The sequence below is a fragment of the Sphingomonas sp. SKA58 genome (assembly GCF_000153545.1).
Lineage (GTDB): Bacteria > Pseudomonadota > Alphaproteobacteria > Sphingomonadales > Sphingomonadaceae > Sphingobium > Sphingobium soli.
Genome location: NZ_CH959307.1, coordinates 1,096,683 through 1,111,759, shown reverse-complemented (window position 1 = coordinate 1,111,759; position 15,077 = coordinate 1,096,683). Strand labels below are relative to the sequence as shown.

13 protein-coding genes are annotated in these 15,077 nt (G+C 62.1%); 7 read left to right on the top strand and 6 right to left on the bottom strand.

The window, feature by feature from the left end:
• Positions 1–19: 19 nt before the first annotated feature.
• From mnmE to pepN, 6 genes are all read left to right on the top strand, one after another.
• Positions 20–1,288 (top strand): tRNA uridine-5-carboxymethylaminomethyl(34) synthesis GTPase MnmE, encoded by a 1,269-nt coding sequence (gene mnmE, locus SKA58_RS14835; protein ID WP_371388787.1) that lies wholly within the window; start codon positions 20–22, stop codon positions 1,286–1,288.
• Between the two features lie 58 nt (positions 1,289–1,346).
• Entirely contained in the window at positions 1,347–3,197 is a 1,851-nt protein-coding gene (mnmG, locus tag SKA58_RS14830; protein ID WP_009823280.1) for a tRNA uridine-5-carboxymethylaminomethyl(34) synthesis enzyme MnmG, read from the top strand.
• On the top strand, positions 3,194–3,838 hold the full coding sequence (rsmG, locus tag SKA58_RS14825) for a 16S rRNA (guanine(527)-N(7))-methyltransferase RsmG (RefSeq protein WP_009823279.1): 645 nt from the start codon (positions 3,194–3,196) through the stop codon (positions 3,836–3,838). The genes mnmG and rsmG overlap by 4 nt, the downstream gene beginning before the upstream one ends.
• Positions 3,835–4,617, top strand: a complete 783-nt coding sequence (locus SKA58_RS14820; RefSeq protein WP_009823278.1) for a ParA family protein — start codon at positions 3,835–3,837, stop codon at positions 4,615–4,617. Before rsmG ends, SKA58_RS14820 begins: the two co-directional genes overlap by 4 nt.
• A gap of 8 nt (positions 4,618–4,625) precedes the next feature.
• Positions 4,626–5,543 carry a ParB/RepB/Spo0J family partition protein gene (locus SKA58_RS14815; protein ID WP_009823277.1) on the top strand — a complete coding sequence of 306 codons (918 nt, stop codon included), beginning with the start codon at positions 4,626–4,628 and terminating at the stop codon, positions 5,541–5,543.
• A 104-nt stretch (positions 5,544–5,647) separates the two neighbouring features.
• The gene (pepN, locus tag SKA58_RS14810; protein WP_009823276.1) at positions 5,648–8,242 is read left to right on the top strand and encodes an aminopeptidase N; all 2,595 of its coding nucleotides are present in this window, start codon (positions 5,648–5,650) and stop codon (positions 8,240–8,242) included.
• A gap of 33 nt (positions 8,243–8,275) precedes the next feature.
• Here the strand turns inward: pepN and SKA58_RS14805 are convergent, their stop codons facing one another.
• From SKA58_RS14805 to SKA58_RS14790, 4 genes are read right to left on the bottom strand one after another with little or no spacing between them, the layout of a single operon-like run.
• A complete protein-coding gene (locus tag SKA58_RS14805; RefSeq protein ID WP_009823275.1) occupies positions 8,276–8,887 on the bottom strand; it encodes an ABC-type transport auxiliary lipoprotein family protein in 612 nt (203 codons plus the stop codon).
• 20 nt (positions 8,888–8,907) lie between these two features.
• Positions 8,908–9,870, bottom strand: coding sequence for an MlaD family protein (locus SKA58_RS14800; RefSeq protein WP_009823274.1), 963 nt, complete (start codon positions 9,868–9,870; stop codon positions 8,908–8,910).
• 3 nt (positions 9,871–9,873) lie between these two features.
• Positions 9,874–10,731, bottom strand: a complete 858-nt coding sequence (locus SKA58_RS14795) for an ABC transporter ATP-binding protein (RefSeq protein ID WP_371388786.1) — start codon at positions 10,729–10,731, stop codon at positions 9,874–9,876.
• Between the two features lie 14 nt (positions 10,732–10,745).
• A complete protein-coding gene (locus tag SKA58_RS14790) occupies positions 10,746–11,855 on the bottom strand; it encodes an ABC transporter permease (RefSeq protein WP_009823272.1) in 1,110 nt (369 codons plus the stop codon).
• Positions 11,856–11,953: 98 nt separating this feature from the next.
• Between SKA58_RS14790 and SKA58_RS14785 the strand changes: the two genes are divergently transcribed.
• Entirely contained in the window at positions 11,954–12,628 is a 675-nt protein-coding gene (locus SKA58_RS14785) for an HAD family hydrolase (protein WP_009823271.1), read from the top strand.
• A 4-nt stretch (positions 12,629–12,632) separates the two neighbouring features.
• Here the strand turns inward: SKA58_RS14785 and SKA58_RS14780 are convergent, their stop codons facing one another.
• The gene (locus SKA58_RS14780) at positions 12,633–13,559 is read right to left on the bottom strand and encodes a 2-hydroxyacid dehydrogenase (RefSeq protein ID WP_009823270.1); all 927 of its coding nucleotides are present in this window, start codon (positions 13,557–13,559) and stop codon (positions 12,633–12,635) included.
• 5 nt (positions 13,560–13,564) lie between these two features.
• Positions 13,565–14,905, bottom strand: coding sequence for a cystathionine gamma-synthase family protein (locus SKA58_RS14775; RefSeq protein ID WP_037543692.1), 1,341 nt, complete (start codon positions 14,903–14,905; stop codon positions 13,565–13,567).
• Between the last annotated feature and the right edge of the window lie 172 nt (positions 14,906–15,077).

Sequence of the window (15,077 nt, the reverse complement as noted above, 5' to 3'; positions counted from 1 at the left end):
CGAACCGTCGAGGGATACGATTTTCGCTCTTTCAAGCGGCCCGCCGCCAGCAGGGATTGCCGTCATTCGGGTGAGCGGCGCGCTAGCCGGGACGGCGATTGAGATGCTGGCGCATCGAATGCCCGCCCCCCGACAAGCGAGCCTCGCCTTGCTGCGCGATCCGACGGGCGGAATGCCACTCGACCGATCCCTCCTTCTTTGGCTGCCGGGACCTCATACCGTCACTGGCGAAGACATGGCGGAGTTTCACTGTCACGGCGGTCGGGCGGTCATCGACGCGGTCGAAGCCGTACTGAGCGCCATTCCCGGACTGCGGCGCGCTCAGCCCGGGGAATTCACGCGCCGGGCATTCGACCATGGGCGTATGGATTTGAACGCGGTGGAGGGATTGTCGGACCTGCTTGCGGCGGAAACGCAAAGTCAACGCAGAGCGGCCTTGTCCATGGCGGAAGGGCATTTCTCACGACGGATTGACGATTGGCGTGCCCGTTTGCTCGCACTGTCCGCCATGGCGGAAGCGGCTCTGGACTTCTCGGACGAAGATGACGTCCCCGACGCGAGCATCGAAGACGATATCGCGGAGCAATTATCGCTGTTGGAAGGCGATGTTCGAAACGTCCTTGCTGCGCCGTCAGCGGAACGATTGCGGGATGGTATTCGCGTCGTACTGGCGGGTCCGCCCAATGCAGGGAAATCGACCCTGCTCAATGCTTTGGTCGGCCGGGATGCCGCCATCGTGTCGGCCATTGCCGGAACGACGCGCGACCGGATCGAGGTGCCGGCCGCGATTGATGGTGTCGCCTATCTCTTCACCGATACTGCCGGGCTCCGAGACGATGTCGGTGACGATATTGAGGCTATCGGTATCGACCGGGCACGGGCTGCGCTTGAGGCGGCGGATATCATTCTTTGGCTAGGGGCGGCGGATGCGATGCCTCGACCCGACGCTATCCTTATAGCTGCCCAGAGCGACCGACAGAATAATGCTCGGTCCGGTTTGCCGGTATCGGCCCTGACCGGCGAAAATATGGGGGCATTATTGGCGGCGCTCGCAGCGCGCGCCGCCACTCTGCTGCCAGGCGAGGGGGACTATGCCCTCCACCGCAGACAACGCGATCTGGTGGTCCGGTTGGCCGATCACCTCCGCGCGGCGCGCGCACATCATGACCTACTTATAATTGCAGAAGAATGTCGGCTTGGACGCGCAGTTCTTGACACGCTGACTGGTCAAGCGAGCACGGAGGATATGCTCGACCGCCTTTTTTCGGGTTTCTGCATCGGGAAATAATAATGTTCCACGTGGAACGCTTTTGACCAAATAGCCCCGACTCTGATAAGGGCGACGCATGCATAAACCCTATGATGTGATCGTGGTCGGTGGTGGCCATGCCGGCTGTGAGGCGGCCGCTGCTGCTGCACGCAAGGGCGCTGCTGTAGCGTTGCTGACATTTGACCGATCAACTGTCGGAGCCATGTCCTGCAACCCTGCCATTGGCGGTCTGGGCAAAGGACATCTCGTCCGCGAAGTCGATGCGTTGGACGGCCTCATGGCCCGCGCCGCAGATGCATCTGCTATCCATTATCGCATGCTCAACAGCAGCAAGGGTGCTGCGGTGCAGGGACCGCGCGTTCAAGCTGACCGTGTTCGCTATCGGGCCGCCATTCACAGGCTGATCGATGATCTGGATGGTCTGACGATCATTGAGGGTGAGGCGCAGGAACTGCTGCTGGACGCCGGGCAGGTCACTGGCGTCCGGCTGGCCGATGGAAGGATGCTGAACTCATCTGCAATCGTGCTGGCGACTGGCACTTTCCTGGGCGGCAAACTTTTCTGCGGCGACACTCAGGACGTTGGCGGGCGCGTCGGGGAAAGGGCGGCTACCAGTCTCGGAACGCAATTGCGGCTGTTGGATCTGCCGATCGCTCGGTTGAAGACTGGTACGCCACCGCGGATCGATGGCCGGACGATCGACTGGGCTCGTTTGGAAACTCAACCATCGGATGACGACGGGTGGACGATGTCGCCCGTGACGCCAAACCGCATATTGCCGCAATTGGCCTGTGCCATCACGCGGACAAATGATCGAACGCATCGGATCATCCGAGAGGGGCTAGGGCGCTCGCCTTTGTTCAGTGGCGCGATTGAGGGGCGGGGACCGCGCTACTGTCCCTCCATTGAGGACAAGGTTCTTCGCTTCGGCGATCGTGACGGGCATCAGATATTCCTTGAACCAGAGGGGCTCGACAGCCCGTTGGTCTATCCCAACGGTATTTCCACCTCTCTGCCGGCTGACATCCAGCGGGACATGATCCGATCAATGGTCGGTCTTGAATGCGCAGAAATCGTCGTAGCGGGCTATGCCGTGGAATATGATCATGTCGACCCGCGCGCGCTCACCAGCGCTCTGGAGCTGCGGGCGGTATCGGGTCTTTTTTGCGCGGGTCAGATCAACGGCACAACGGGCTATGAGGAGGCGGCGGCGCAAGGGCTGGTCGCCGGTGCCAATGCTGCCGCTCATGCGCTAGGACAATCGCCGATGATCTTGGATCGGGCCAGCTCCTATATCGGCGTTATGATCGACGACCTGGTGCTGCAGGGTGTTACAGAACCCTATCGCATGCTGACGGCGCGCGCGGAATATCGCCTCCGCCTGCGCGCCGACAATGCGGAGACCCGCCTTGGCTCCCTGGGTCTTGCCCATGGCCTGATTGGACCGGATCGTGCGCGACGTCTGCAGCTTCGGTCGGATTGGCGCTCGCGGGTTGAAACAGCGTTGGCCCGGTCGATGACGGCATCTGAAATGGCGAAGGCCGGCGCGGTCGTAAGGCAGGATGGGGCGCGCCGCACGCTGGCCGAATGGGCCCGCTTCCCTGAGGTCCCGCGGCGCTTGCTCATGACGCTCGCGCCCAGCCTGCAAGATGCGCCGGACGATGTGCGAAACGAATTGCTCGAAGATGCCCATTATGCGCCGTATCTCCTTCGCCAGGAGGCGGAAGTCGCAGCATTGCGGCGGGACGAACGAGTGATCATTGCCGCCGACTTTGACTTTCGATCAGTAGGTGGATTGTCCAGCGAGATGATCGAACGTCTGGAGGCCGCTCGTCCGGATACGTTAGCGGCTGCTGGCCGTATCCGCGGTATCACCCCTGCGGCCTTGGCTGCCATCCTGGTTCACGCCCGCCGGATGGCCGCGTGACCGAGGAAGAAGCCAAGGCGTGGCTCCGTTCTCATTTTGACGTTTCACGTGGAACATGGGACCAGCTTGAACGCTTCGTTGCAATCCTGCTGTCCGCCATGGACGAACAGAACCTTATCGCTGAATCGACGCGTACCCAGATCTGGGCAAGGCATATCGTCGATTCTGCCCAGTTGCTGCTTCTGGTCGAAGGAGCCGCTACAGGTACGTGGGTTGATCTGGGTGCGGGGGCGGGATTGCCCGGGGCCGTGATTGCATGCCTTGGTAAGCAGCCAGTGCTGATGATCGAAGCCCGCCGCAAGCGCGTGGATTTCCTAAATGCCGTGATCGCAGAGCTTGGCCTGCAACATGCGGACGTGTTCGGCGGTCGTGTCGAGTCCGTGCCGGCAATGCAGGCAGCCGTCATCAGCGCGCGCGCTTATGCTCCACTGGACAAATTGCTGCATTCGGCGCTGCATCTCTCGGATCGGAACAGCCTTTGGGTGCTGCCAAAAGGACGAACCGCGCAAAATGAACTGGAGGCCGTGCGCCCATCGTGGCAAGGTGTGTTCCACGTGGAACCGAGTGTAACGGACGCGGACAGCGCCATCATCGTTGCCCGGAATGTCGCGCCCGCCGGCAAGAAGAAAGGTCGTTCATGATCCGCATCGCTATCGCCAACCAGAAGGGTGGGGTGGGAAAGACAACCACGGCGATCAATCTGGCTACCGGTCTCGCCGCCACCGGGCTTCGCGTTTTGCTGGTGGATCTTGACCCGCAGGGCAATGCATCGACCGGCCTGGGGGTTGATCAGGCAGCACGCGAGCGCTCCAGCTATGACCTGCTGGTAGGCAATTGCGCGTTGGACGACAGTATCGTGACGACGCGCGTGCCGAAGCTGGATCTGGTGCCCGCGACCCAGGATTTGTCCGGTGCTGAAATCGAACTGATCGAATATGAAGAGCGGACGCACCGGCTCGAGCGGGTATTGTCAGAAGCGCAGCCGGGGCGTTGGGATATCTGCCTGATCGACTGTCCGCCGTCCTTGGGATTGCTGACCATCAATGCCATGGTGGCGGCGCAGTCGCTGCTCGTGCCATTGCAATGCGAGTTTTTCGCGCTCGAAGGTTTGTCGCAATTGCTGCAAACCGTTGAACGCATCCGGGGACGTTTCAACCCTGGCTTGTCGATCATGGGCGTAGCACTCACCATGTATGATCGCCGCAATCGATTGACCGATCAGGTCGCGGATGACGTCCGGGCCTGTTTGGGCGATTTGGTCTTTTCAACCGTCATCCCTCGTAACGTCCGGCTGTCTGAAGCGCCCAGCCATGGCGTTCCGGCGCTTATCTACGACTTCCGTTGCTCGGGGTCGGAAGCTTATATGCGTCTGGCGCGCGAGCTGATCGCGCGCCTGCCCCCAGAGGAGGTTGCGGCTTGAGCGAGGATATGACCGAAAAGCCCAAGACGGCAAAGCGCCCCCAAGGATTGGGTCGTGGCCTGTCTGCTCTATTGGGCGACGTTGCTCGCGAAGAACCGGTTTCTCCCTCTGCGCCCCAGGTCAATGGCAAGGCGGTGCAGAGCATCGAAGTCGCGCTCATCCATCCGCATCCCGAACAGCCGCGCCGCCATTTTGACGATGGCGCCTTGCAGGAACTGGCCGACAGCATCGCCAAACGCGGCGTGATCCAGCCCATCATCGTGCGCCCGCATGGCGGGGGTTTTCAAATCATCGCTGGCGAACGCCGCTGGCGCGCGTCGCAACGGGCGCAACTCCACCGTATTCCTGCGATCGTCCGCGACTTCGACGAGCAGGAAACGCTTGAGATCGCGCTGATAGAAAATATTCAGCGTGAAGACCTGAACCCTATCGAGGAAGCGGAAGCTTATAGAAAGCTGATCGCCGAGTTCAACCATAGCCAAGAGGCGCTCGGTCGTATCGTCGGCAAATCCCGCAGCCATGTCGCCAACCTGATGCGCTTGCTCGACCTGCCGCAGTCGGTGCAACAGCAGGTTATGCACAGCAAGATCAGCATGGGCCATGCCCGGGCGCTGATCGGCGCGCCCGATTGTGAACGGCTTGCTGGCCAGATCGAGGAGAAGGGCCTGTCGGTCCGCGATACCGAACAGCTGGTTCGCCGCGCCAAAACCGGAAATGATGCGCCTGCGGCACGCTCGATGCGGTCCGATCCCAAGGATAAGGACCCCGACATTGCGGCGCTGGAGCAACATCTGGCGGATATATTAGGCCTGAAAGTGGAGATCGCCCATAGCGGTGCAGCCACCGGGGGCACCTTGTCGATGCGCTACTCAAACCTGGACCAGCTCGATATGCTGTGCCAGCGGCTCTCGGGCGAACGCATCTGACGTTGCTCCTCGCAAGCATTTGGAGCGCCTGAAAAGAGGAGGACGCCGGCCGCTCACTTTTCGAAGTGACTGGCTTTTTCCGGTTGCCGCCCTAGGTTGGTAGCATGGATATACACGCTGCCGCCGCCTCGCCTGCCGTCATTCGTCGCTCGGATTATCGTGTGCCGGACTGGCTGGTGCCCGACGTTACGCTTGATTTCGATCTTGATCCTGCGCTCACGACCGTTCGTGCGAAACTCGCCGTAGCGCGCAATGGCGGTCATGACCGATCGCTGCGTCTCGATGGCGACGGACTGGTGCCCTTGGAAGTCAAGGTCGATGGTCGGTCCCTGACGCAGGCGGAATGGCATTTGGAAGCCGGCGCGCTCATTCTGCCCTTGCCGGGCGACGCGCATGAGGTGGAAACGCTCGTCGAACTCGCCCCTGAGCGAAATAGCAAGCTGATGGGGCTGTATGCCAGCGGCGAGCTGCTATGCACCCAATGCGAGGCGGAGGGGTTCCGCCGCATAACCTTCTTTCCCGATCGGCCCGATATATTGTCGCGCTACAGCGTGCGCATGTCCGCGAATAAGGCATGTTTCCCAATCCTGCTCGCCAACGGCGATCCAGTAGAGCAAGGTGATGGCGAAGATGGCCGCCACTGGGCGATCTGGAACGATCCTTATCCCAAACCCTGCTATTTGTTCGCTCTGGTGGCGGGCGACCTTTCCTGCAACCGGGACCGGTTTGTCACCATGAGCGGCCGCGACGTACAGCTTGGGATATGGGTAAAGGAGGCCGACCTTCCCCGCACCATCCATGCCATGGAGGCCCTTAAAAACAGCATGGCCTGGGATGAGCGTCTCTACGGCCGTGAATATGATCTCAATGTCTTCAATATCGTCGCTGTGGCTGACTTTAATTTTGGCGCGATGGAGAATAAGGGCCTCAACATCTTCAATTCGCGTTATATTTTGGCTGATCCGGATACCGCGACCGACATCGACTATGACGGCGTAGAGGGCGTGGTCGCCCATGAATATTTCCACAATTGGTCAGGGAACCGTGTCACGTGCCGTGACTGGTTTCAGTTGTCCTTAAAGGAAGGCTTTACCGTCTTTCGCGACCAGAATTTTTCGGCGGATATGGGCAGCCATGCGGTCAAGCGGATTGAGGATGTCCGCATCCTGCGCGCGGGCCAGTTCCCGGAGGATTCAGGCCCGCTCGCGCACCCGGTGCGGCCTGAATCCTACATGGAAATCAGCAACTTCTACACCGCGACCATCTATAACAAGGGCGCCGAGCTGATCCGGATGATGGCGTTGATGCTTGGACCTGAACGCTTTCGTGCCGGCACGGACCTGTATTTCGACCGGCATGACGGGCAGGCCGCAACCTGTGAGGATTTCGTCCGCGCCATGGAGGATGGGGGCAACATCGACCTCACTCAATTCCGGCTTTGGTATGAACAGGCCGGCACCCCGCGCGTGCGCGCGCTTCTGTCGCATGACGCTGCCACCGGTCGCGTCGATCTGGTTCTGAGCCAAATCATCCCGCCGACCCCAGGTCAGCCAGAAAAACGGCCGATGGCGATCCCAATCCGCGTTGCCCTGTTCGACCGGGAAAGCCGGGCTAATCATGGCGACGAGACTCTGATGCTGACCCGGTCGGAGCAGCGCTTCACGTTCCAGAATGTCGCCACCGCGCCCGTGCTGTCGATCAATCGCGGCTTTTCCGCGCCGGTGATCGTGGATACCAACCGCAGCCAAGCCGACCTCGCCTTTCTATCAGCGCATGACGATGATCCGTTCGCCCGCTATGAAGCGATGCAGCAATTGATGGTCAATGTGCTTGTGGGCCAGATCGGCGGCCAGCCGGTGGATGAGACGACGGTGGTCGATGCGGTCCGCCAGACGCTGATCGACCCGGCTTTGGACTCCGCATTCGTGGCGGAGGCGATCCGTTTGCCCAGCGAAGCCTATCTGGGTGACCAGATGCCTATCGTCGATCCTGATGCGATACACGACGCCCGGGACGCGCTTCAACATCGTATCGGCGCGGAACTGGAGCCGCTATGGCGTGATATGCATGCCCGGCTGCGCGCGAACAGCTTTTCCTTGTCGCCGGCGGCCAAGGGTGCGAGAAAATTACGCAACGCGGCGTTACATTATCTGGTGGCATCGGGCGCGGCGGACGGCCCATTAACGGCCTTTGAGCAGTTCGACAGCGCCGACAATATGACCGAACGTCAGGCCGCACTGGGCATATTGGCGAACGGGGAAAGCCCCGAACGCATCGCTGCCCTCGATATTTTCTATAACCGTTATTGCGCCGATGCGCTGACGCTGGACAAATGGTTCCAGACCCAGGCCTTCGCTTTGCACCCTGATACGGTGGACCTTGTGGAGGAACTGGGCCGACATAAGGATTTTACCCTCAACAACCCCAACCGGGTTCGCGCGCTTTATGGCGCTTTTTCGGGCAATCAGTGGGCGTTTCATCATCGCTCGGGCAAGGGATATCGGCTCGTCGCCGACTGCATCCTCGCCCTGGATCCCATCAACCCGCAGACAGCAGCGCGCTTGGTGCCTCCGCTTGGCCGCTGGAAAAGGTTCGATGCGCAGCGTGCGACCCTGATGCAAGCGCAGCTTCAACGCATTCTGTCTCAGCCGGGCTTGTCGAAAGACGTGATGGAACAGGTCCGCAAGAGCCTGGATTGAGAAACTTGGCAGGATGTCCCGGCGGCCTGTGCCTTAGTCCTTCATCGCCGCAACCCAAGCGGCGACATCAGTCGCCACCTGATTGGCCGCCGCATTGAGCGGGGCGCCGACGCTGGTCGCATTGATCTTCCCGCCGACCGGCGCGCTGGCGGTAAATCGCTGACGCGCCAATGCGACCCCGCTCGGCGTCATTAGCATCGCATCATAGGTTACGATCGCACTCTGCTGCGCTTCGTCGATACCGAAATCGATCAGTTCGCCCGTCAGCCGCTGGCCGCCATCGCCCGAAAATTGGCCCGTATCCAGAACCACGCGGTCGGTCGTGGCCGAAATCGTCTCCGCCAGCAGACGGCGGAACAGGTGACGCGGCGTATCCGCCCACTGCACATCGGTCACATAGGCAACTGACGTCGGGCTCGTCTGGACAGGCACTCGAACCGTATCGACTGTCTTTGGCGCTTCAGGCTCGGTCACGATCAGCGTCCGCCCGTTCCCTGCGACGCGCGGCGTGCCGGACGGCACCTTGTGCGCAGCATCGAGCGACAGCAGCCGCTCGGGCGGTTTCCCCCCGAAGGATACGCAGCCCGACAGCAGGAAAGCCGCAGCCAGCACCGCCGTGACGCCATGGGGTTTCGCGTGGAACATGCGCCTCATCCTTATCTTCCTCATGGCTTGTAATCCGGCAATTTGGGCGATCCGACGATCGACCCGGCGCCTTGCTGGTCGAGCTTTTCAGCAACGCCGCGGAACGCGCGCGACATTTCCCGCAGGTCGCGCACCAGCTGATTGACTTCCGGCATGGTCTGCGTGCTGAAACTCTTCACGCCAGGCTGCGCCTCGCCGATCGTCTTGTCGAGTGTGTCGATGCTGCGGGTTGCGGACTGCACGGTCTTGCGCAGGTCGGCCATCAACGGCTTGCCCTGTTCATTCAGCAGCGAATCCGTCGTCGCGGCCAGCTTGCCGATCTGCTCGACGGCAACACCGGTACGTTGGACAGCAATGCGCGCTTCCGCCAGGGTCGCGGCGATTTCGGGGCTGCGGTCGGCCAGCGATCCCGAAATACGCTCCACATTGGCCAGGATGCCCGCGATCGATTGCTGATTCTTGTCGTCGAGCAATTCGGTGAGGCGTTCGGTCAGTGTGGACAGACGCTCCAGCAGCTGCGGCGCATTGTTAAGCAGTTCGCCCAGCGCACCGGGCTTGGTCGGTATGACAGGCACGCCATCCGGGCAGGCCGCCGGGGCATTTTGCGCGGGGCACTGGATGGGCGGGGCGCCCTTCACCGCGCCGTCCAGCACGATCTCACTCACCCCTGTAAAGCCAACGCCCTGAATCGTGGCGGTGGTGCCTTGCAGGATAGGGGTGCCATCCCGGACGGAGATACGCACCTTCACGAAGCTGGGGTCGCGCTTCCACAATTCGATCTTCTCGACTTGGCCGGACGGCACGCCGGCATAGTTGACGCCCGATCCTTTCGCCAGGCCACTGACCGACTGCTTGAAAAAGATGTCATATTCCTTGTTGTCGCCTTGCGACAGGCGCGAAAACCAGAAGGCGGCAATCATAATCGCGGCCAGCAACAACAGCGTGACCGTGCCGACCAGCACATGGTTGGAGCGGGTTTCCATATCCTATTGCCTTCCCTCGGGCGACGCGGACGCCACCTTGTTCTTTTCGCGTTCCACCGCCGCTGTGGCGGCCCGGCCTCTTGGACCATTGAAATATTCCTGGATCCACGGGTGATCCAGCGCCAGCAATTCCTCGATCGTGCCCACGGCGATCACCTTCTTGTCCGCCAGCACGGCGACCCGGTCGCAAATCGAATAGAGCGTGTCGAGATCATGGGTGATGAGGAAGACGGTCAACCCCAATGTCTGTTGCAGCTTGCGAGTCTGATCATCGAACGCAGCCGCGCCGATCGGGTCCAAGCCAGCTGTGGGTTCGTCCAGGAACAACAAGTCGGGGTCCAGCGCCAATGCGCGCGCCAGCCCGGCGCGCTTGCGCATGCCACCGGACAGTTCGGCCGGATATTTGGGTCCAGCCTCGGCAGGCAGGCCGGTCATGCGGATCTTGTAGGCGGCGATCTCCTCGCGCAGCTTCGGCCCGATATTGGGGTAATATTCGCGGATAGGCACTTCGACATTTTCCGCGACCGTGAGCGTTGAAAACAGCGCGCCGCCCTGAAACAGAACGCCCCAGCGCTTGCGGACCGCCAGCGCTTCATCGTCCAGGCGGCCGACCATGGCCTCGCCAAACACGCACACATCGCCTTCATCCGGGGTCTGCAATCCGATGATGGACCGCATCAAGACGGATTTGCCCGTGCCTGATCCGCCCACGACCCCCAGTATCTCGCCCTTGCGCACGTCGAGGTCGAGTTTTTCGTGCACAACCTGATCGCCGAAACTGTTGCGCAGGCCGCGCACGCGGATTGCAACCCCGTCTTGCGCGATGGCGTCATCGACGCGCCGTTCGTCGGCCTGCTGCATGTCCATCTCGCTCATCAGTTCCACCCGACCCAGGTGAAGAAGACGGCGAAGAAGGCGTCGATCACGATAACGAGGAAAATTGCCTGAACCACGGCTGCGGTGGTGCGCAGGCCGACTTCCTCGGCATTGGCCTTGACCTGCATACCTTGATAGCAGCCCGATAGCGCGATGATGATGCCGAACACCGGCGCCTTGATCAATCCGACCCACAGGTCGGTGATCGGCACGACTTCGCGCAGCCGCTGGACGAAGGTGATGGGCGGAATGTCGAGCGCAACGGCGCACAGGAACCCGCCGCCGATGACCGCGACGATGGACGCGTAGAAACCCAGCAGCGGCATCATCACCACCACCGCCAATGTGCGCGGCATGACCAGCGCTTCCATCGGCGACACGCCGATGGTGCGCATCGCGTCGATTTCCTCGGTCAGCTTCATCGTGCCAAGCTGTGCGGCAAAAGCCGAACCGGATCGGCCGGCAACCATGATCGCGGTCATCAACACGCCCAGTTCGCGGAACGTTAGGCGTCCGACCAGGTTGATGGTCAGCATTTCCATGCCGAACTGCCGCAACTGCACCGATCCTTGCTGGGCGATGACGATGCCGATCAGGAAACTCATCAGGCCGATAATGCCCAGGGCCGACACCCCCACCACTTCGAACCGCTGGACGACCGCATTGACGCGAAACCGGCTTGGATGCCGGATCAGCCCCCATGCCGCAACCAGGCTGGCGCCGAAAAAGCCGAGCAGGCCCATCAAGGTTGTCCCGGCGCTGATCACCGCATCGCCAATCTGGCCGACGACGCGCGTCAGCGGCGACACCTTGTCCGGGCGGAGGGAAAACGGCTCGTCCAGCGTACCGACCGCCTCTATCAGCCTCTGTGCATCTTCGTTCGCGCCGGTGATTGGCGCGTTCAATCGCTTGGCCGCGCTATGCACGGTCCATGCGCCGATCGTGTCGATATGATCGACCTGCGACACGTCGACAGCATTGATCGGCCCCTGCACAGCGTCCAGGCGGGCAGGCAGATCATGAAGGCACGCTATGGCCAGGTTTCCCGAAAGCCGTATTACCGTGCCGCCATCGCGTTGCTCTTCTGTGAGTTCGGCGGCTTTGTTCATCAGGGGGATTTAGTGGTCCATTATCGGTTGCACGGCAAGCCGAAACGGCCCATCCGCAGGTCAGAACGAAGGGCTGGGGCAAAAGTTTCGGATACGGCATGACGCATCTTCTGGCGATCTATGACATGGACCGCACGGTCACGGTCACGGGCACCTATACCGGTTTCCTGATTCACGTTGTCCGCGCCATGGCGCCGTGGCGGCTGATCCTGCTGCCCTGCGTCGCGTTGCTGATGCTGGCCTACGTCCTTAAACTGATCAGCCGTCAGAGGCTTAAGGAACTCAATCAGGCGCTGATGGTCGGCTACAATGTCGAACGCGCCCGGTTGATGCCGCATGTCGAAAGCTACGCTGACAAGGTGATCGCCACCAATGTGCGCAAGGGCGCGTTGGCGCAGATCGCGCGAGACCGCGCGAACGGCTACACTCTGGTGCTCGCCACTGCATCCTATCGCCTCTATGTCGAACCGATCGCCCGCCGGCTGGGGTTCGACGCCGTCATCGCCACGGATCATCTCAGCCAGGATCTGCGCTACGTCCGTGCCAAGATCGCCGGCGAAAACTGCTATGACACCGGCAAATTGCGCATGATCAAGGCATGGATGACGGCCCAGGCGATCGACCGCAGCGACGCGCATATCCGGGCCTATTCCGACCATGTCTCGGACGCGCCGATGCTGGAATTTGCCGACCTGCCCTTTGCCGCCAATCCCCACCGCCGCCTTGCCCTGCTGGCGCAGGCGCGCGGCTGGCCGCGAGTAGACTGGGACTGACCACCTATACCACGCGGGCCGGCAGCGGCTCGCCGGCGAAATGCGCGGCCAGATTGGCGCGCAGCGTTTCGAGCATCCGGCCCACTGCCTCATGCGTCGCGCCGCCGGTATGGGGCGTCAGCACGATGTTCGGCACGTCCTTCCACCGCGCGGGATCGGTCGGTTCAGGATCGAACACGTCCAGCGCCGCGCCGCCCAGCCGCCCCGATGTCAGCGCCTCGATCAGCGCCGCCTCCTGAACCAGCTGACCCCGCGCGACATTGACCAGCAGCCCGTCTGCGCCGACCGCCTCCATGATCGCCGCATCGATCATGCCGCGATTGTTTTCGTCCGCTCGGCACGCGACGATCACGATATCGCTTTGCCGGGCCAGCGCCATCAGGCTGTCGGCGCGCGGCCAGGCCAGGCCCGGCTTGGGGCGTGGTCCCCACCAGCCGATCTGCATCTTCATCGCCTGCGCCCGTTCCGCAATGGCGATGCCGATCGCGCCCATGCCGACAATCCCCAGCCGCGCGCTGCCCATCGACCATGTGCGTGTCTTCGCCTCGATCGTCCATTGGCCAGCCCGCAGATGCCGGTCGGCGCCGACGATCCAGCGGCGATGCGCGATCATCAGGCCGATCGCATGGTCGGCGACGTCGTCGGCATTGGCTGCGCCCGCATGAGCGACGGCAATGCCGCGCGTTCGCGCCAGGTCCAGGTCCACGCCGTCATAGCCGACAGTGAAGCAGGCGATCAGGCGCAGCTGCGGCATTGCGTCGATCAGCGCCCGATCGAGCGGGAACTCCCCGGCCCACACGATCGCATCGACGCGGGCGAGCGCTGCCGGGTCCGGGTCGTCCCACAGCGCGATCACATCATATTCGGCGCGCAGCACGGGCAACAACGGCGCCAGCAGCGGCTGCCCCACCAACAACGAGGGTCTGGTCATGCCGCTCAGCCTATCTGCCGCAGCGCCTGCGCGAAATCGGCGATCAGATCGTCGGCATCCTCGCAGCCGATCGAAATGCGCACCATATTGTCGCCGATCGCCAGCGCCTTCTTGCGCTCGGCCGGCACCGACAAATGGGTCATCGCCGCCGGGTGGCTGGCCAGCGTTTCAGTGCCGCCCAGGCTGACCGCCAGCTTGGCGATCTTGAGCGCGTCGAGGAAGGCGAAGGCTTCGGCTTCTCCGCCTTTCAGGTAGAGCGAAAAGGTCGATCCCGCGCCGGTGCAATGCCGCCTGTAAATGTCCGCTTGGCGCTCGGTTTCGGGAAAGCCCAGATAGACGACCTTCTCCACCTGCGGCTGGTCGCGCAGCCAGGCGCACACCTTGGCGGCATTCTCGCCCGCCCGGCTCATCCGCAGTTCCAGCGTCTCCAGGCTGCGCAGCAGCATCCAGGCGCTGTGCGGGTCCAATATGGTGCCGATCGTGTTGCGCATCAGGCGGATGGTATTGATCAGCGCATTGCTCCCCAGCACGCCGCCCGCCACAAGATCGCTATGGCCGCCGGCATATTTTGTGAGGCTGTAGATGACCAGGTCCGCGCCATGGGCGATCGGCTTGTGCCATAGCGGACCAAGGAATGTATTATCGATGGCGATCGGCGGCACATGGTCCACCCCGGCGAACACGGAGTCGCGCCGCGCGACTACCGCTTCTAAATCGACCAGGACATTGGTCGGATTGGCCGGACTTTCCAGATAGATCATCGCCACCCGGCCCAGTTTCTTGGCCTGCTCGATCACCGCGCCAATCTCCTCGGCAGTCGCGCCGGCCGGGAAGTCGACCCATTGCACGCCGAACTTGCCCAGAATGCGCCCGATCAGCGATTCGGTCGCGGCATAGAGCGGCGCGCTATGGACGATGACGTCGCCCGGCTGCACCAGCGCCAGCAGGGTGGTGGCGATCGCCGACATGCCGCTGGAAAAGAGCAGCGCGTCCTCGGCTTCCTCCCACACCGATAGCCGGTCCTCGCAAATTTCCTGATTGGGGCCGTTGAACCGCGAATAGACCAGCCCCTCCGCGCCGCCGGGGCGGATGCCCGTCACGCCCTCGAAATGCCGCTTGCCCGCCGCGGCGCTTTCAAAGGCAAAGGTGGAGGTGAGGAAGATCGGTGGCTTCAAAGACCCTTCCGACAGGGTCGGGTCATAGCCATGGCCCATCATCAAGGTCGCGGGCTTGAGCTTGCGGCCGTCGATTTCCAGGATGGACGCCTTGGGACGGCGGCGGTTGCCGGTGACTTCGACGCCGCTCAGGTCGGCTTCGGTGACGGGGGGCGGGGTTTCGCCGGTCATGATCATGTCTCCTGCTTCGCGACGTCTGCAGCGCCGCTGATGATGGACCGGAGTGTAACGCAGGAGCGGGGGCGGGGGCCAGAGGGTCGCGACATAATATTTCGCTGCCAAGCATGTTAATTGCCAAGGACGGATGGCTGGACGAGAGGGTGACGAAGGCCATAGGCGCACC